Raw genomic sequence first — 17,834 nt, forward strand, 5'->3', positions numbered from 1 at the left:
CGCACCATTTGTCTCGGCGATCCTGGTCGCCGACGCGGCGGCGCCGGTCCGGCGACGCACTTGAGATTTGCCCTTTGCCGCCATGCTTTTCGCGCATGGCCATGCGAAGGCGGCCCTTTTTTATCGCGCACCGGTCGATCAAGGGGCGGAAAGGCGCTTCCCATAGCGACGCTGACTTTCTCTCGTCCAGGTCAGTTCTTGCCGGCAACAGATCCTATTCTTCAGCGAACACGCGCCGTCCCTGGCAAGAATGTGGAATGCGCGCCTGTTGTATCTGCCCCGCCGCTGCGATATCGCCATGACATCCGGTATCGCATGATGTCGGGCATTTCGGCCTCCATCAAAGGACGCTGAACCCTTGGCCGTCGACAGGCGAAGTCTTATCTGACAAGGATTGGCGAGGGGAAGGCGAAAAGGATCCCGCATGATCATTGGCATGGGCAGCGACCTGATCGACATCAGACGGGTCGAGAAATCCATCGAGCGCTTCGGCGAGCGCTTCACCCATCGCTGTTTCACCGAAATCGAAAGACGCAAGTCCGATGGCCGGCGCATGCGCGCGGCATCCTATGCCAAGCGTTTTGCCGCCAAGGAGGCCTGTTCCAAGGCGCTTGGCACCGGTCTGGCGCAGGGCGTCTTCTGGAAGGATATGGGCGTCGTCAACCTGCCGGGCGGCAAGCCCACGATGCAGTTGACCGGCGGCGCGGCGGAACGCCTGGAGGCGCTGCTGCCGGATGGCCATGATGCCGTCATTCATCTCACTATCACCGATGAATTCCCCTATGCCCAGGCCTTTGTCGTCATCGAGGCGAGGCCTCGGGCGGGCTGAAGAGGTCTAGGGGTCAAAACTTAGTCAGGATTTGGCGCTTGGTATGAGAGAAAATCGTTCAGTTCGAGGCGCGAAGCCGCAGGAAGGGCCAGCCCCTTTCAAGGCTTCGCGACGTGGCATAACCCGGAACCTGATTGAGTTTTGACCCTAGAGCCCGCGGGTGCCATTGCCCCGGTTTTGCGAAGGGGTTAGAGAAGCGCACATTGCTGAAAACGAAAGACGTCACCGTGTCTCAAAAAGTCGAAACGAAGCAGAACGCCCTCTGGGAAAACATCAAGGTCATCATCCAGGCGCTCCTGCTTGCCATGGTGATCCGAACCGTCCTGTTTCAGCCCTTCACTATACCCTCCGGCTCGATGATGCCGACACTGCTGGTGGGTGACTATATTTTCGTCAACAAGTTTGCCTACGGCTTTTCGCGCTATTCGCTGCCGTTCTCGCCCGATCTCTTTTCCGGCCGGATCCTGCAATTCTCTGAGCCGAAGCGCGGCGACGTGATCGTTTTCCGCCTGCCGACGGATCCCGATGTCGATTACATCAAGCGTCTGATCGGCCTGCCGGGTGATCGGGTGCAGATGATCGACGGCGTTCTGCAGGTCAATGGCGAGCCGGTTCCCAAGCAGCCGGACGGTACCTTCACCTCCGATTACCGCCTGGATCCCGGTTCCGACGTTCCGGTGTTCCGCGAGACCCTCGACAATGGCAAGAGCTTCGACACTCTGGATCAGAGCCCGAATTCGCGCGGCGACAATACCCGCGAATTCGTCGTGCCCGAGGGCCACTATTTCTTCATGGGCGACAATCGCGACAATTCGCTCGATAGCCGCTTCGACGTCGGTTACGTGCCGGCGGAAAACCTTGTCGGCCGGGCAAGCGTGATCTTCTTCTCGCTCGGCAACGACACCTCGTTCCGCGAAATCTGGAAATGGCCTGCCAATATGCGCTGGGATCGGTTGTTCAAGGTGGTGGATTGATGAGGGCGGCGCAATTGTCCGCGGATCAGCGTGCGAAGCTCGAAGCGGTGATCGGGCACGCTTTCACGGACAAGCAATGGCTGGACCGGGCGCTGACCCATGCCAGCACCGGGACGGCCAAGAGCGGCAATTACGAGCGGCTCGAATTTCTGGGCGACCGCGTTCTTGGACTTTGCGTCGCCGAACTGCTGTTCAACACCTTCCACGCGGCGACCGAAGGTGAGCTGTCCGTGCGTCTGAACCAGCTGGTAAGTGCCGAAAGCTGCGCGGAGATCGCCGATGAGCTCGGACTGCACCAGTTCATCAAGACCGGTTCGGATGTGAAGAAGCTGACCGGCAAGCGCATGATGAATGTGCGGGCGGATGTGGTGGAAAGCCTGATCGCCGCGCTCTATCTCGATGGAGGGATGGAGCCGGCGCGCCGCTTCATTCTGCGCCATTGGCAAAAGCGCGCGACCAGCGAATTGGCCGCCCGCCGCGACGCCAAGACGGAATTGCAGGAATGGGCGCATGCCAAGTTCGGCCTGACGCCTGTCTACCGCGTCGACGACCGGTCCGGTCCGGACCATGATCCGCGCTTCACCGTGACGGTGGAGGTCAAGGGCGTGGAGCCGGAGACGGGCGTTGAACGCTCCAAGCGCGCGGCAGAACAGGTCGCCGCTACGAAAATGCTGGAACGGGAAGGCGTATGGCAAACCCCGCCATCGCAGACTGAAGGATAAGATGACCGAAGACAACACCATGGATGGCCCTGAAGAGGCGGCGCCTGCCACCCGATCCGGCTTCGTCGCGCTGATCGGCGCCACCAATGCCGGCAAGTCGACGCTGGTGAACCGCCTTGTCGGCGCCAAGGTGTCGATCGTCAGCCACAAGGTGCAGACGACGCGGGCGATCGTGCGCGGCATTGCCATTCACGACACTGCGCAGATCGTCTTCATGGATACGCCCGGCATCTTCAAGCCGCGCCGTCGGCTGGATCGCGCCATGGTGACCTCGGCCTGGGGCGGTGCCAAGGATGCCGACGTGATCATGTTGCTGATCGACAGCGAGCGCGGTCTGCGCGGCGATGCCGAAGCCATTCTGGAGGGACTGAAGGAGGTTCGCCAGCCGAAGATCCTGGTCCTCAACAAGATCGACCAGGTCAAGCGCGAGGATCTGCTGAAGCTCGCCTCCGAGGCCAATGCCGCCGTCGCCTTCGACGACACGTTCATGATTTCCGCCACCACCGGTTCCGGCTGCGACGACCTGATGGACCATCTGGCCAAGCGGCTGCCGGAAGGCCCCTGGTATTATCCGGAAGATCAGATTTCGGACCTTCCCATGCGGCAGCTGGCCGCGGAAATCACGCGCGAGAAGCTGTTTTTGCGCCTGCATCAGGAATTGCCCTATTCCTCCCATGTCGAAACCGAGAAGTGGGAAGAGCGCAAGGACGGTTCTGTCAGGATCGAGCAGGTGATCTATGTCGAGCGCGAGAGCCAGAAGAAGATCGCCCTCGGCAAGGGCGGCGAAGCCATCAAGGCGATTTCCACCGCGTCCCGCAAGGAACTGGCCGAAATCCTCGACCAGCCCGTGCACCTTTTCCTCTTCGTCAAGGTGAGGGAAAACTGGGGTGACGATCCCGAACGTTTCCGCGAAATGGGCCTGGAATTCCCGAGAGGCTAAGCAGGCTCCGCGAAGCCCGTCCCACGGTTTTCCGACCGGAATCTCGGTGAAGACGATGGACGAAGCGGCCGATTCGCCTATTTCTGCCGGTCCATCAGCGCCTTCACCTCGGCAAAGCGGCGCTGGCGCTCCGGATCATCCTCGTTCGGCGCGTAGCATGTATTGGAAATGCAGAAGCGGGTCAGGCCGAAGGGTGCCTGGCTCTGCTTGAATTCGCATTCGATCGTATCCTGGAAATCGGTCGCCTCGGGGTTTTCGCGAGTCGAATAGGTGAGCCTTGCACCGGGCGGCGTCAGTTCCGGGAAGGACTGGACCACGCCCGTCTTCAGCACCGGCGTCAAAAGGAAGGTCTTCGCAACCGCGACGCAAGCCTGTTCAAGCCCGGGAGACTGCGCCAGGGCCGATCCGGTGAAGAGGGCAGGGGCGAGGCTGAAGGTGACGCTGGCGGCGATGAGAAGATGGCGCATGGTGTTTTCCCGGTTTCTGTGCGCGGGGAACACGCAAAACCGGTTTTGGTTCCATGCGGGCGTTTCGGGGGGAAAGCGGAGGCCGTGAGCATGCGACATCTGGGATCAGGACCTGCCCGGCGTGCGCAAAGGCTCCGCAGCGCTGCCCCTGTCGCTGCTCCCGGGCCGCCCATGGCGGCTCCCGGGCTGCTCGGGACCTGCTGTTTCCCGCGCAACGGATGTCCGCGCCGTGCATTTGATGTAAGATGATGGCGAGGCAGGAGATCGGCAGGCTTTATGCAATGGCAGGATGAGGGCATCGTGATCGGGGTTCGCCGGCATGGCGAGACCAGCGTCGTGGCGGAGCTGATGACCCGCGCGCGCGGTCGCCATCTCGGCCTCGTGCGCGGCGGCCGCTCCCGGAGCATGCAGCCGGTGCTGCAGCCGGGCAACCGGGTTGATGCCGTGTGGCGGGCCAGGCTGGACGAACATCTTGGCGATTATCGGCTGGAGCCGGTGCAATTGCGTGCCGCGCGGCTGATGGAGCAGGCCACGGCCGTCTATGGCGTTCAGGCCATGGGCGCGCTCCTGCGCCTCCTGCCGGAGCGCGATCCGCATCCGCACCTTTACGAGGCGCTGAATATCATCCTGGATCATATGGATGATCCGGCCGGCGCGGGGGAGCTTTTCGTGCGCTTCGAACTCGCCGTGCTCAACGATCTCGGCTTCGGTCTCGATCTGACGGAATGCGCTGCGACGGGCCGGCGCGAGGATCTGATCTATGTCTCGCCGAAAAGCGGCCGCGCCGTATCGCGGGAGGCGGGAGCACCTTATGCGGATCGTCTGCTGGCCCTGCCGCCATTTCTAGCGCCTGATGCCTCGGTCGGCGCGACGAGCAAGAGCCTGGTGGAGGCCTTCAGGCTGAGCGGCTTCTTTCTGCATCGCCATGTCTACGAGCCGCGCGGGATCCAGCAGAACGCCGCCCGCGAGGGTTTCGTCCAGGCGGCGTTGAAGGTGATGGCGCGTCTCGAAGCGCCAGGCTCACCGGCCGAGACAGGCCGGGCCGGTGAGCCGGTGCTTGCGCCTCCGGCCGAGGATCTTATGCCGCCGCGGGAATGAGCGGCCGTTCGACGGGCTTTTCGACGATCGGCCAATGCACGGCAGCCGCAAAGAGACCGAGCACCACGCCCAGCCACCAGACGGGATCGTAAGAGCCGAACCGGTCGTAGAGATAGCCGCCCATCCAGACACCGAGGAAGGAGCCGATCTGGTGGGTGAGGAAGACCATGCCGCCCAAAAGGCCGAGATGGCGCGTGCCGAACATGATGGCCACCAGACCGTTGGTCGGCGGAACGGTGGACAGCCAGAGCAGTCCCATGACCACGGCGAAGATCACCACCGATGCAGGCGTCTGCGGCAGAAGCAGGAAAGCGGTGACGACGACCGAACGGGCAATATAGATCAGCGCCAGGAAATAGGGCTTCGAATAGCGTTGGCCGATGACACCGGCGGCCAGCGAGCCGATGATGTTGAAGAAGCCGATACAGGCCATGGCGATCACCGCATAGCGGGCATCAATGCCGATATCTCCGAGATAGGCGGGAAAATGCGCGGTGATGAAAGCCACTTGATAGCCGCAGACGAAGAAGCCGGTCACCAGAAGCACGTAGCTGCGATGGCTGAAGGCTTCGCGCAGGGCCTCTGCCGCCGTCTGCTGGAAGGCGACGCCCGGCTGCGTGCCGGAGGTGGAATTGCCGCGCAAGGGCAGGGCGAGAAGCGGCACGGCCAGCATCATCACGCCCATGATCACCAGGCTGTCGGACCAGCCATAGAGGTTGATCAGAGCCTGGCTGACCGGCGCAAACAGGAACATGCCCGCCGATCCGGCTGCGGTGCCGATGCCGAAAGCCATGGAGCGCTGCTGCGGCGTCACATGGCGGGCAAAGGCCGACAGGACGACACTGAAGGAACCGGCGCCGATCCCCATGCCGACAAGGATGCCGCCGCCGATATGCAGCCATAGAGGCGCTGCCGCAAAGGCCATGACGCAAAGCCCCGCCGCATAGAGCAGGCCGGACATGACCAGCACGCGGCCGGTGCCGTATTTATCCGCCGCCGCGCCGAAAAAGGGCTGGCTCATGCCCCAGAAGAGGTTCTGCAGCGCCATTGCCAGCCCGAAGGTGGAGCGGTCCCAGCCGGTTTCCGTCAGCATTGGCAGCTGGAAGAAGCCCATGGCGGAACGCGGCCCGAAGACCAGAAGAACGATGAGCGAGCCGCAGACGATGATGGTCCAGGGCAGGCGGGGGGATGGTGTCTCAGTCATGGCGCGATTCCCGATGTCGCCGGAGAATACCCCTGCCTGCCAGGAAGCCAATCATATTTTATTGGACCATTCCATCACTGAGTTTGATAGATCGCGCGGCTGGGACCGCTCAGCTCCCCGCCCGAACGCCGCACAACCAGCAAACCCTTTGCTGGAGCGCCGATCTGACAAAACCGCAATCTGCTTTAGCGGAAGAGCGACAGGATCGACTGCGGCTGGTTGTTGGCGATCGACAGGGCCTGCAGCGCCAGCTGCTCCTGGGCATCCAGCGCCTTGATCCGGGTCGCCTCCTCGTTCATGTCGGCATCCACCAGCGTGCCGATGCCATCGGCCATCCAGTCACGCAGTTTGCTCATGAATTCGGTCTGGATTGCCACGCGTGATTGCATGGCGCCGAAGGTCGCGCCGGAATCGGCCATCATCTGCAGCATGCCGTCCACCGTCTTGATCATGTCGTTCAGCTGGTCGGTGGTGGTTGCGGCCGTCAGCTCGATCTCGCTTGCGCTGCCCCGGTTGCTGTCGTTGACCACGAGAACATAGCCAGTCGTCGATCCCGCCATGCCGGCAAAGCGCGTACTGGTCAAAATCCCGGCTTCGCCTTGCGTTCCCGTGGAGCGGCCGTCGATCAGGGAGGTGATCGATCCATTGGCATCCCAGAGCTTCGTCTCGATCGTCTCCATGAAGACGCCGCCGTTCAGGTCGCGGTAGAAGGATGCGGCCACCTTGGCGGTCGTGTCGGAGCCGTCGCGGATCTGCAGCCAGTTGACGCCGTTGAAGCTGGCCGAATCGGCAATGGCCTGCAATTGCCCCTTCAACTGGTCGATTTCGGTGTTCACCTTCAGCCGGTCCATGCCCGGCTCGCTGGCGGCCACCAGCTTGGCCTTGATCTCGTCGACCACGCCGATGGCGAAGGACAGGCCCCGATAGGCCACATCCATGGTGGCGGCGCCGAGATTGAGCGCATCCTGCACGGCGGCAAGAGCCTTGTCGTCGGAGCGCATCGTCGCAGCGATGGACCAGTAGGCGGCGTTCTGCGACGATTTCCCCACCCGCTGGCCGGTCGACATTCGCCCCTCGGCGATTTCGCGGTCTTCGGAAATGCTCCGCAAGGTGGAAAGCGCCACCATGGCGCCCACATTCGTCCTGATACTCGTCATGATACGCAATGACCCGAAAATACGCTACACACACACGCAGGACCGACGCGCCAACCGAACAAACATGGTTAGCGCCAACCGTCATGTCCCGGGTCAAATTTAAGCACCGCTAACCTTAATGTCGGCTTAATTCACGCCGGGTCCTGGTGCGTTTTCTACTTAAAGCTGTTGCCTACGCGATGATCGGCTCTCCCGCCAGATGGTGAAGAGGCCCGCTCCAATGACAAGCAGCGCGCCCACCACCATGTTTGCGGTGATTAGTTCCCCATAGATCGCAACGCCGAGGATGCAGACCAGCACGACCTGCACATAGCCGATCTGCTGGACGGTGACGGCATCGACGAGATCATAGGCCCGGATCAAGAGATAATGGCCGCTGATGCCGGTGCAGCAGAGCGCCGCCATCCAGATCCAGTCCTGGGCCGCAAGGCTCGTCCAGAAGAAGGGCCCGACAAAACTGATCGCGATGGCGCCGGCAACGCCCGTATAGAAGAAGCTGGTTTCTGAACTGTCGGTGCGTCCGGCCAGCCGGGTGGTAATGGCATAGAGGGCGAATACGGCCGAGCCTGCAACCGGAAGCAGCAGTTTGATGTCGAGGCTCGCTGTGGTCGGATTGATGATCAGCAGGACGCCGAACAGACCGAGCGCGATCGCCGTCCATCGCCGCCATCCCACCCGTTCGCCGAGCAGGGGAACCGAGAGGGCGGCGACAAACAGCGGCGTGGCGGCAAAGATTGATTGCGTATGCGACAGGCCGACCAGCGCGAAGGAGGTGATGGCCATGACGATCTGCGTCACCAGGATAAGGCCGCGCAGGATCTGCAGCAGCGGCCTTGCGCTCCTGGCCGCCCCGGCAATGCCGCCCTTGGAGCGGGCGCTGAGCAGGATGACGAAGATGCCGAAGACCCAGTAGCGGATCATGGTGATGAAGATGGGCGGATAATGGGTGGCGAGATGCTTGGAAATGGCATCCTGTCCGGCAAATATGGTTACGGCTGCAAGGGCAAAGACGAGCCCGCGGGTTTTTCCGGTCATGGCATGATCTCGCAGGGCCTTTGTCCTTGGGGACGCGGACACCGCACTCCTTCGTCCGCCGATCAGCGGCGCTTGATGGACCAGGCCTCGCGGGTGTCGATGACCCGCGCGCGATCGCCCAGTTTCAGATGGCCGCTCGATCGCGGCACGGCATTCCAGCCGAAGAGCGGCCCCGGAACACGCCGGTCGCCGGACATTCGGATACGGCCCATGGCCGGCATGGGCGATGCGCCCTCGCGCGAACCGGTTTGCTGGTCCTGCGTCGTCATGATGCAACGCGCACAGGGCTTTACGAGATCGAGCACCACATCGCCGATGGCGATGGCGGACCAGCCGTCTTCCGCCCAGGCCTCGTCATGCTCCAGAACGATATTGGCGCGGAAGCGATCCATGCCGACCGTTTCCTCGCCATGGGCCGCCATGTCGGCATTGAGCGCCGCCAGGGAGCCGGTGGTGGTGACGAGAACCTGGTAGCCGTCGCCGAAGGCGACCGGAGCCTCGCTTCCCGCCCATTCCGGGCTGGCCACGCGCCTTGCCCTGTCGTCGAAGAAGACAAGCCGCACCTCCCGTTCCAGCCAGTGCGACAGCCTCGCATTGACCCTGTCATCTGCAAGCGCGGCGGAGACCGAGGACTTCCAGATCACCACCTCCATGCGCCGGTCGGGAGACGGAATGGCGATGTCGAGCCGTTCCTCGTCAAGCCCGAGCGTCAGCCCGCTCTGCGTCGGCAGGGCGATGAGGCGTGCCAGCTTCGGCATGTCGCGCTGGGTGATGAAATAACCGGTCTCATCGGTCAGCATCCAGCGGCGGTCGCCGGCCAGCCCCATGGCATCGATCGGGCTTTCCTCAAGCGCGATGCCGCGCGCGCTCTTCATGGGAAAGATGTTCAGGGCCGAAATGCGCATGAGATCCTCATAACTCGTCAAAAAACATGTCGCGGAATGCCACAAGCCGCCGGTGTCTCTCTCCGGCGAGCCGGCGGCCGGCCCCGGTCTGGAAGCCCTCGGCGAGCTTCAGCAGTTTCGTCTCGAAGTGATCGATGGCATAGGCCCGGTCGTCAAGGTCACGCGAGGCGGCTTGCGGATCGCCGGGATGATAAAGTTTCGATCCCATCCGCGCGGCGGTGTAGAAAGTCCGCGCGATCCCCATGGCGCCCAGCGAGTCCAGCCGGTCGGCATCCTGCAGGATTTTCGCCTCCCGCGTCTCGGGCGTGAGGCCAGCCGAAAAACTATGCGTGAGAATGGCATGCGCGACCGCCTCGACCCGGTCTTTCTCCCAGCCTAGGCCGGACAGGATGCCGGCGGCCTTCTCCGCGGCAAGCCGTGAGGATATGGCGCGGTCGGGATGATTTTTCGGCAGCGAGACGCAATCATGCAGCAGGACGGCAGCGGCGATCACCTCTGCGTCGCCACCTTCCTCCGCCTGAATGCGCATGGCATTGTGAAAGACGCGCAGCAGATGCGCCACGTCATGCGCGCCGTCGCCGGCCTCCACGGCCTGTGGCAGAAGCGTTTCGGCCAGCCCGTCGAAGGGCGTGAAGCCGAAGCGGGAAACCTCGTCGTTCATGCTGTATCACCGGCGGGCGGAGACACCCGGTTGGAGCGCGCCAGAATGCGCTGGTAGAACATGCCGATGCCGATCAGCACGCCGCCCAGTCCGATGAAGGACAAGGCGCGCAATATGCCTTCCAGGTTCGACATGTCGATCAGAAAGACCTTGCAGACGGAGATCAGCACGAGTCCCGCCGAGGCAAGACGCAAGGTTCTTGCATCGAGTCGCGAGCCGAGCGCAAGCAGGCCGACGCCGATCAGCAGCCAGACGACCGAATAGGTATAGGTCTCGCCCTGCAGGAAGCCTTTCCAATCCCCGATCATCGAGCCATGCCAGAACCAGCGTACCGATAGCGTCGCCCAGGCAAAGGCCAGGACAGCGCCGGAAAGGGCAAGCATCACGACATAAAGCTGGGGCCGCTTGTCGCGGGCATAGAGGGCAAGCCCAGCAAAGCCGAGCGCCGGCAGCAGATAGCCGGGCAAAAGAAGATTGACCAGCGGCCAGGTGCCGATCGGCTCATTGGTAAAGAAGGGGTTGAGCATGAACAGATGCACGAAGAGGATATTGATGGTCGCAATCACGCCGGCCAGCATCGATCCATAGCGGAACGTCATGCTCGGGCTCTTCAGATCCAGCGTCATCAGCAGGCCGGAGGCACCGACCAGCAGCAAGGTATGGATCGATTGCTCCCCGAGCGTCGGAACATGCTCCGTCAGGACGCCGCCATTCATGGCGTGGCGGACGAGGATCGAGAGGGTGAGCAGGCCGGACAGAGCCGCCAGCCCCTGCAGCGCATTGAGGGCGCGCCGGCCCGGCCAGTGGCGCAGCAGCCAGCAGGACAGGATGAGAAGCGCAGCCGGAATGCCGTAACCGGCGAGAAGCGCATTGAACACCGGCGTCTTGGCGAGCGCCTCCGGCCCGACGATCGTCGGTTCCCAGGCAATGCGGGCGCCGACCACCACGGCGGCAAGGACCATGGCGAAGGGGAGGCCGCGCCAGGACCGGATCGAGGCGGCCAGAACATAGGCAAAGCCGAGCGCTGCCACGGCGAGCGTCGTTGTCAGCCCATGGGTGAGGGCATGGAGGCTGAAGGTGAAGGCCGCAAAGGAGCCGGCAATCAGGAGGTCGCCGGCAAGGGCCGGCAACCGCCCTTTGCGGCTTGCCAGTTCGACCGAGAGGATCAGCGCTGAGCCGATCGCCAGCCCGTAGAGCCCGTGCAGCCAGTCGCGGCCGAGCTTGCCTTCGGTCAGGAAGGTGAGGGCCGCCAGGGTGACCGGAACAAGGGCGGCCAGAAGCGCCCAGAGCGCCGCAAGATCGGGATCCTCCGGCCCTTTGCGGCGCAGGAAGATCAGGCCGCAGACCGTAAAGATGGCCCCGAGGGTGAGGGCGCCGAGCACGCTTGGCGAGACAGCCAGGAAGGAGCCGGACCCAGCCTCCGAGACCGGCGGTGTCGAAAGGGCGATCGGCTGGATGAGAAGGATGATGCCGATCCCGAGAATGGCGGTGACGGCAGAGGTGACGGCGGGAATGGCTCCGGCGCGGCGTCCGGCGCCGAGCGCGGCCAGCGTTCCCGTGACCGCCGTGAGCATCATGACCGGATGCGTCGGGCCGGGTGTTGCGAGCACGACCAGGCAAAGCAGGCCGAAGAAGACGCAGGCCGAGGCCGACCAGACGATGGCGCGCGGCCGGCGGGTCAAGAGAGACCGCAGGCGTCGCCAGCCGCTCGGCGCGGCCGCAGAGGGTTCGGCAGGGGGTTCGGAAGGGGGCTCGGAAGGGAGATCGGCAGACGTTCCGGCCGCCTGCACCAGATCTTCGGCAGACGGTGCCTTTGTGGGGTCAAGCGGCACGGTCTCGAGACGCGTGCCCTCCGCCGTCTCGAAGGCGCGTCCAGGCCAGAGAAAGGCGGTGCCGGCCACCAGCACCATCAACGCGACGCCCGGCGGTACCGGATCGAGAAATGGCGTATTGACGGCATAGGCGATGACCCAGAGGGTCAGGCCGATATTGGCCAGCACCGGCAGCACATGCCAGCGGCGGATGCGTGCCGCCGCCGCCGCGGCAAGCCAGACCAGGGAAAGATAGCCGAACAGGAAAGCAATATCGGGCGCGTCCGTGGCGACAAGTGCCGGCGTCAGAAGCGAAGCGGCAAGTCCCAGCCCTGCAAGGCCCTGGCCGTGCAGCAGGGAGAGCAGCAGCGTGGCAAGCGCGATACCGGCCAGCCCCAGAAAAGCGGTGGTCGGGCCGATGAAGCCGTAAACGCCATAGGCCGTGAAGATCGTGGCCATCAGCGTGACGCTGGCGGCGGCGGTGAGGATGCCGGGGATCATCGCGCCGGAATAGGCCTTTGGCAGGCGGGGCATGGCGCCGCGCCGCAGGATTTCGCCGCACGAAGCGAGCACAATCCCGAAGAGGGCGGCAAGAGTAAGCCGTGCGGCCGGCCCCAGAAGTCCGGCATCGATCGAATAGCGCACGAGGAATATGCCGCCCAGCGCCAGCGCAAGTCCACCTACCCAGACACTCCAGCGGGCGCCGAACCGGCTTTCGAAGCTCTCGCGGGCCGCTCTTTGCTCAGGGAGAGGGGGCTCGTCCGCGGCCTGCGGCTTGGCCGGATCGTCCAGGGCGGGTTCTGCGGATGGCCCGTCTCCGGGACCCAGCGCGCCTGCCTCTGTTCCTCCGGCCGGGGTCTGGGCAAGGGTCCCGTCAAGAGCCTCCGTCGCATCGCGCGGCTCGGCCGCTGCGGCCGCCGCAACAGGCACGTCCTCGAGTCGGCCTCGCAGTTCCGCAACCGTGAGTTCCAGAGCCTGGAGGCGTGTCGACAGCTTCCGGTGCCAGACGAGCAAGGCGAACACAAAGACCAGCAGAAGAAGTTCGAGCATTGCATGTCCCGCATTGACAGTCCCGCCCGTTATATCGGCTCCGGAGCCGGAATGGAAAGAGCTGCTGACGAATGCCGATTCTGGTTAAATGGCAGGCATTGTCCGGCGCCGAAAAAAGCAATTGATGAAATCATAGCCGTTACAAACAAATGATTATAATATGTGCAAATTCCGCTTGCGTCACCTCCGCAGATTGGCTTTGATGCGACCCAGTCTCATGAAATCCAGGGGGAAACACAGGACATGCTGACCCGTCGCCTTTTTGCCAAGCTTCCGGCTTTTGCCGCTCTCGCTCTGACCGCCGGACTGGCCGCGCCGGCGCTTGCCGAAACGCCCGTCAAATTCACGCTCGACTGGAAATTCGAAGGCCCCGCCGCCGGCTTCCTGCTGGCGCTCGACAAGGGCTACTTCAAGGCGGAAGGCCTTGATGTCACGATCGATACGGGCAATGGCTCGGTCGAGGCCATTCCGCGGGTCGCCACCGGCGCCTACCAGATGGGGTTCGGCGACATCAATTCGCTGATCAAGTTCCTGGATGAAGATTCCAGCCAGAAGATCAAGGCCGTGATGATGGTGTATGAGCGCCCCACGTTTGCGGTTGTCGGCCGCAAGTCGCTCGGCGTGACGGATGATCCGAAATCCCTGGAAGGCAAGAAGCTGGGCGCCCCGCCGCCGGATGGTGCCTTTGCGCAGTGGAAGGCCTTCAAGCAGGCGGCCAAGATCGACGACAGCAAGATCACGATCGAGAGCATCGGCTTCCCGGTTCGCGAGCCCATGCTGGCCAAGGGCGATGTCGACGGCGTCTTCGGCTTTGCCTTTTCGGTGATCCTGAACCTCAAGAAACAGGGGATCAAGGATGAGGACATCGCCACCATCCTGATGGCGGAACACGGATTGAACCTCTACGGCAATGCCGTTCTGGTAAATACCGACTTCGCGGAAAAGAACCCGGACGCCGTCAAGGGCGCTCTCAAGGCCCTGTCGAAGGGCTTTGCCGATGCGGTGGCCAAGCCGCAAGAGGGTGTCGAAGCCGTTCTGAAGCGCAATGAGACGCTGGACAGCGATATCGAGCTTGAGCGCCTCAACATGGCCAATGCCATGAACATCAAGACGCCTTATGTGATCGAAAACGGCTTCGGCGGCGTCGACATGGGGCGCCTTGGCGCTTCCATCGACACGTTGAAGATTTCGATGGGGCTGAAGGGCAATGTCAAGGCGGAGCAGGTCTTCGATCCGAGCTATCTGCCGGCCAAGGCGGAGCGCATGCTGCCGTAATTGGCTCTGCCCCTTACCCCAAGCCTCTCTCCGCCTGCGGAAAGGGGGTGGCGGCAGCCGGGTGAGGGGCGTCTGCCCTTGCATGATCACGGAAGGAGAACGGATGGCCCACCTCGTGTCCATCGATAATGTCGATATGCGCTATGGCGGCGCCGCCGGCACGCTGGCCGTGGCCGGCCTGACCATGCGGGTCGACAAGGGCGATTTCGCGGCGGTCGTCGGCCCGTCCGGCTGCGGCAAGTCAACCCTGATGAAGCTCGTCACCGGCCTGCATATTCCTCAGACGGGCGTCGTGATCGTCGGCGGTCAGCAGGTGACCAAGCCGGTCTCCATTGTCGGCATGGCCTTCCAGAACCCGACCATGCTGCCCTGGCGAACCACGCTCGACAACATCCTCCTGCCGCTCGAAATCGTCGAACGGCATCGTCATCGCCTGCGCGCCAACAAGCGGGAATATGTCGAAAAGGCCGAATTTCTTCTGGAGACGGTCGGGCTGAAGGGTTTCGGGTCGAAATTCCCCTGGCAATTGTCAGGTGGCATGCAGCAGCGCGCCAATCTTTGCCGCGCGCTCATTCACGAACCGGATCTCCTGATGCTGGACGAGCCCTTCGGCGCGCTCGACGCTTTCACCCGCGAGGAATTGTGGTGCGTGATCCGCGACCTGCACGCTGCCCAGGGCGTGACGATCATCCTCGTGACCCACGATCTGCGGGAGGCGGTGTTCCTGGCCGACAAGATCTTCGTCATGAGCGCAAGGCCCGGACGCATTCTGAAGGAGCACCCCGTACCTTTTGCGCGGCCGCGCGCGCTGGATGTCATGTATGAGAAGCAGTTCAACGACATGGTGCATGAACTGCACGGGGAAATCGCCAGCGCAAGGGTGACGGCATGAGCATCGTTTCCGACAATCCCGCCGGCATGACACCCGCCAGGAGGCCGATGCTGGCCCGGATGAACTGGATTGCCGCAGCACCCTGGCTCTATACCATCGCGCTGTTCCTGTTCTGGGAACTTCTGGTCATCGCGCTGGACATGCCGCCGACAATCCTGCCGGCGCCCAGCGACGTCTTCGCAGCGATCGTCAAATACTGGTCGCCGATCTGGAAGAATTCCATCCAGACCCTCTATACGACGACGCTCGGCTTTGCGATCGCGGTCATGGCGGGGCTCGGCCTCGGCCTGTTCATCGGCTGGTCCAAGACGATCTATGCCGGGCTCTATCCGCTGATGATCGGGTTCAACGCCATCCCCAAGGTCGCGCTGGTGCCGATCCTCGTCATCTGGTTCGGCATCGGAACCGTGCCGGCGGTGCTGACGGCCTTTCTGATTTCCTTTTTCCCGATCGTCGTCAATGTCGCGACAGGGCTTGCAACGATCGAGCCGGAAACGGAGGATGTCCTGCGGGCGCTCGGCGCGCGCAAGATGGATATCATGCTGAAGGTCGGCATTCCCCGCTCCATGCCGTATTTTTTCGGCTCGCTGAAGATCGCCATCACGCTCGCCTTTGTCGGCTCTGTGGTGTCCGAGACGGTGGCCTCCAATTACGGTTTGGGCAATATGATGAGCTCGGCGCAGAGTCAGTTCAACGTGCCGCTCGTCTTCGCCGGGCTCCTGATGCTCGCCGTGGAGGGAATTGCCATGTATGCGCTGATGGCTTGGCTGGAAAGACGGATGACCGGCTGGGCGCACCGCTCCACCATGGCCCAATAGCGGGCAGCGGCCCCGGTCGTCGGATCGGGGCCACGCGAATGGTCTAGACCAGTTCGAGCGTCGGCTTGTCCTCTGGCGGTGCGACCTTCTCGCTGTTGTGGTAGGTCACCTGCGGGAAGGGGATGGAAATGCCCGCCGCATCGAAAGCCTCCTTGGTGCGCTTGGTCATATCGCGGGAGGTCATCCACCAGACATTGCTGTTTGCCCAGTAGCGCAGCGCCAGGATGACGGCGCTGTCTCCCAGATCCATGACGAAAGCGGCGGGGGGCGGATCCTGCAGCACCCGCTCGTCCTTGTTGGCAAGCTCGAGCAGGATGGCGATCGCCTTCTCGATATCGTCCTCATAGGCGATGCCGACCTTGAAATCATGCATGCGGGTGGACAGGCGGCTGTAATTGGTCACCGGCACGTTCCACAGCAGCGAATTGGGGGCCAGCCGGTACAGACCGTCATAGGTCTTCAATTCGGTGGCGAACAGGCCGATCTCCTGGACGATCCCGTTGACGCTGCCGGTATCGATATATTCCCCGACCCGGAACGGCCGCAGCACCAGCAGCATGATGCCGGCGGCGATATTCTGCAGCGTGCCCTGCAGCGCCAGGCCAATGGCCAGGCCGATGGCGCCCAGGGCGGCGAGGATCGAGGCCGTCTGCACGCCGAACTGGCCGAGGACCATCACGATGACGATGACCAGCACCGCATAGCGGATGATGTTGGAAAAGAACTGCGCCAGCGTCGCATCGATGCCGTGAATGCGCCCGAGGCCCTGCTTGGCCCAGCGGCCGAACAGACCGGAGGCGAACCAGCCGACGGCCAGCAGGATCACTGCGCCGAGAACGGAAAAGGAATATTGCACGGCCAGGGCCGTCAACTGGGCGAGGGCTGCCTGCGTCGCAACCACAAATTCGGATGCCTGATCTTCCATGCCGGAGAAACTCCTGTTCGTCTTTTGATCGGTCTAACTGGTGCGGCAGGCCATGCGGTCAAGCCTGATCGTCTTCTGCAACCCGCGGCGGTCCTCACGCTTTTTCCTTGATCTTGCGCAGAAGGGCTGTAGGTGAGGAGGAGAAATCTTAGGAAACGCGGATGCACGAGCTGCAAAAGACCAAGCCGCAGCACGCCACCGCCGGCATCGTGCTGATGATCGCAGGCGTTGCCTGCCTCTGCGTCAATGACGGGATCGCCAAGACGCTCACGACCGGCTACTCGCCGGTGCAGATCATGTTCCTGCGCAATATCATCGCTTTGCCGTTTGCCGCATTGATCGCCTGGAAGGCCGGCGGCAGGGCGGCCCTGCGCTCGCATCGGCCGGTCGCCCATCTTCTCAGGGGCTTTGTCTGGATGGCGGCCACGGTGCTGTTCTTCACCAGCATCATGAATCTCGGCCTTGCCGAGGCCACCGCCTTGATCTTCGTCGCACCGCTGTTCATCACGGCCGTATCCGCGCTCTTTCTCGGCGAACATGTTGGCTGGCGCCGCTGGCTTGCGGTGCTGGTCGGCTTCATCGGCGTGATCGTCGTGGTGCGGCCGGGCTCTGCCGCCTTCCAGCCGGCCTCCATGCTGGCAATCGGCACGGCCTTCGTCTATGGCCTTCTGATGCTGAGCGCACGCTTCGTCGATCCGCGCGAAAGCGTCTGGACGCTTCTGCTCTATCTGACCGGCGTCGGCAGCCTGCTGAGCGGCCTCCTGGCGCCCTTCTTCTGGACCCCCGTTGCGGCCGGCGATCTCTGGCTGTTCCTCAGCATCGCCCTGTTCGGCACCGCCGGCATGACCATGATCACCCAGGCCTTTCGCCTGTCACCGGCGGTGGTCATCGCACCCCTGGATTACACCGCGCTGATCTGGGCGACGCTGATCGGCTGGCTGTTCTGGAACGAGATCCCCGATGCCATGACCTTTGTCGGCGCGGCGATCATCATCGCCAGCGGCATCGTCATCATCTTTCGCGAAGCCGCGATCGACAAGAAGGAAGCGACTTGATACCAATCCGCGCCGG

At 63.0% G+C, this 17,834-nt stretch carries 17 protein-coding genes; 9 read left to right on the forward strand and 8 right to left on the reverse strand.

All coding sequences use genetic code 11. From position 1 onward, the window contains the following. Window positions 1–424: 424 nt before the first annotated feature. The 4 genes from acpS to era all read left to right on the forward strand — a co-directional run bounded on the left by acpS (window position 425) and on the right by era (window position 3,465). Window positions 425–829, forward strand: coding sequence for a holo-ACP synthase (acpS, locus tag QTJ18_RS09785; protein ID WP_252751602.1), 405 nt, complete (start codon window positions 425–427; stop codon window positions 827–829). 227 nt (window positions 830–1,056) lie between these two features. Beyond that, window positions 1,057–1,803, forward strand: coding sequence for a signal peptidase I (lepB, locus tag QTJ18_RS09790; protein ID WP_252751899.1), 747 nt, complete (start codon window positions 1,057–1,059; stop codon window positions 1,801–1,803). Next, window positions 1,803–2,525, forward strand: a complete 723-nt coding sequence (gene rnc / locus QTJ18_RS09795) for a ribonuclease III (RefSeq protein WP_252751601.1) — start codon at window positions 1,803–1,805, stop codon at window positions 2,523–2,525. The genes lepB and rnc overlap by 1 nt, the downstream gene beginning before the upstream one ends. A 1-nt stretch (window position 2,526) precedes the next feature. Beyond that, window positions 2,527–3,465, forward strand: coding sequence for a GTPase Era (era, locus tag QTJ18_RS09800; RefSeq protein WP_252751600.1), 939 nt, complete (start codon window positions 2,527–2,529; stop codon window positions 3,463–3,465). Window positions 3,466–3,542: 77 nt separating this feature from the next. On the opposite strand, the gene QTJ18_RS09805 is transcribed toward era, so the two are convergent. Next, on the reverse strand, window positions 3,543–3,932 hold the full coding sequence (locus tag QTJ18_RS09805; protein WP_252751599.1) for a hypothetical protein: 390 nt from the start codon (window positions 3,930–3,932) through the stop codon (window positions 3,543–3,545). Between the two features lie 276 nt (window positions 3,933–4,208). Between QTJ18_RS09805 and recO the strand changes: the two genes are divergently transcribed. Further along, entirely contained in the window at window positions 4,209–5,030 is an 822-nt protein-coding gene (gene recO, locus QTJ18_RS09810) for a DNA repair protein RecO (RefSeq protein WP_252751598.1), read from the forward strand. Here the strand turns inward: recO and QTJ18_RS09815 are convergent. The 6 genes from QTJ18_RS09815 to QTJ18_RS09840 all read right to left on the reverse strand — a co-directional run bounded on the left by QTJ18_RS09815 (window position 5,011) and on the right by QTJ18_RS09840 (window position 12,853). Continuing rightward, window positions 5,011–6,234 carry an MFS transporter gene (locus QTJ18_RS09815; RefSeq protein ID WP_252751597.1) on the reverse strand — a complete coding sequence of 408 codons (1,224 nt, stop codon included), beginning with the start codon at window positions 6,232–6,234 and terminating at the stop codon, window positions 5,011–5,013. The genes recO and QTJ18_RS09815 overlap by 20 nt on opposite strands. A gap of 185 nt (window positions 6,235–6,419) precedes the next feature. Beyond that, a complete protein-coding gene (locus QTJ18_RS09820) occupies window positions 6,420–7,391 on the reverse strand; it encodes a flagellin N-terminal helical domain-containing protein (RefSeq protein WP_252751596.1) in 972 nt (323 codons plus the stop codon). Window positions 7,392–7,550: 159 nt separating this feature from the next. Further along, on the reverse strand, window positions 7,551–8,426 hold the full coding sequence (locus QTJ18_RS09825) for a DMT family transporter (RefSeq protein WP_252751595.1): 876 nt from the start codon (window positions 8,424–8,426) through the stop codon (window positions 7,551–7,553). Window positions 8,427–8,488: 62 nt separating this feature from the next. Beyond that, complete coding sequence (locus QTJ18_RS09830; RefSeq protein ID WP_252751594.1) at window positions 8,489–9,331, reverse strand: MOSC domain-containing protein; 843 nt, start codon at window positions 9,329–9,331, stop codon at window positions 8,489–8,491. A gap of 7 nt (window positions 9,332–9,338) precedes the next feature. Next, complete coding sequence (locus QTJ18_RS09835; protein ID WP_252751593.1) at window positions 9,339–9,992, reverse strand: HD domain-containing protein; 654 nt, start codon at window positions 9,990–9,992, stop codon at window positions 9,339–9,341. Continuing rightward, on the reverse strand, window positions 9,989–12,853 hold the full coding sequence (locus tag QTJ18_RS09840) for a DUF2339 domain-containing protein (protein ID WP_252751592.1): 2,865 nt from the start codon (window positions 12,851–12,853) through the stop codon (window positions 9,989–9,991). Before QTJ18_RS09840 ends, QTJ18_RS09835 begins: the two co-directional genes overlap by 4 nt. Before the next feature lie 243 nt (window positions 12,854–13,096). Here QTJ18_RS09840 and QTJ18_RS09845 point away from each other — a divergent pair, with 243 nt between their 5' ends. From QTJ18_RS09845 to QTJ18_RS09855, 3 genes are all read left to right on the forward strand, one after another. Beyond that, entirely contained in the window at window positions 13,097–14,128 is a 1,032-nt protein-coding gene (locus QTJ18_RS09845) for an ABC transporter substrate-binding protein (RefSeq protein ID WP_252751591.1), read from the forward strand. Between the two features lie 103 nt (window positions 14,129–14,231). Next, the gene (locus QTJ18_RS09850) at window positions 14,232–15,020 is read left to right on the forward strand and encodes an ABC transporter ATP-binding protein (protein ID WP_252751590.1); all 789 of its coding nucleotides are present in this window, start codon (window positions 14,232–14,234) and stop codon (window positions 15,018–15,020) included. Window positions 15,021–15,046: 26 nt separating this feature from the next. Beyond that, window positions 15,047–15,838 (forward strand): ABC transporter permease, encoded by a 792-nt coding sequence (locus tag QTJ18_RS09855; RefSeq protein ID WP_489667180.1) that lies wholly within the window; start codon window positions 15,047–15,049, stop codon window positions 15,836–15,838. Between the two features lie 43 nt (window positions 15,839–15,881). On the opposite strand, the gene QTJ18_RS09860 is transcribed toward QTJ18_RS09855, so the two are convergent. After that, complete coding sequence (locus QTJ18_RS09860; protein ID WP_252751588.1) at window positions 15,882–16,763, reverse strand: mechanosensitive ion channel family protein; 882 nt, start codon at window positions 16,761–16,763, stop codon at window positions 15,882–15,884. A gap of 161 nt (window positions 16,764–16,924) precedes the next feature. Here QTJ18_RS09860 and QTJ18_RS09865 point away from each other — a divergent pair, with 161 nt between their 5' ends. Beyond that, complete coding sequence (locus QTJ18_RS09865) at window positions 16,925–17,818, forward strand: DMT family transporter (protein WP_252751587.1); 894 nt, start codon at window positions 16,925–16,927, stop codon at window positions 17,816–17,818. The last annotated feature ends 16 nt before the right edge of the window (window positions 17,819–17,834 follow it).

It is taken from the genome of Rhizobium sp. SSA_523 (assembly GCF_030435705.1).
GTDB lineage: Bacteria > Pseudomonadota > Alphaproteobacteria > Rhizobiales > Rhizobiaceae > Neorhizobium.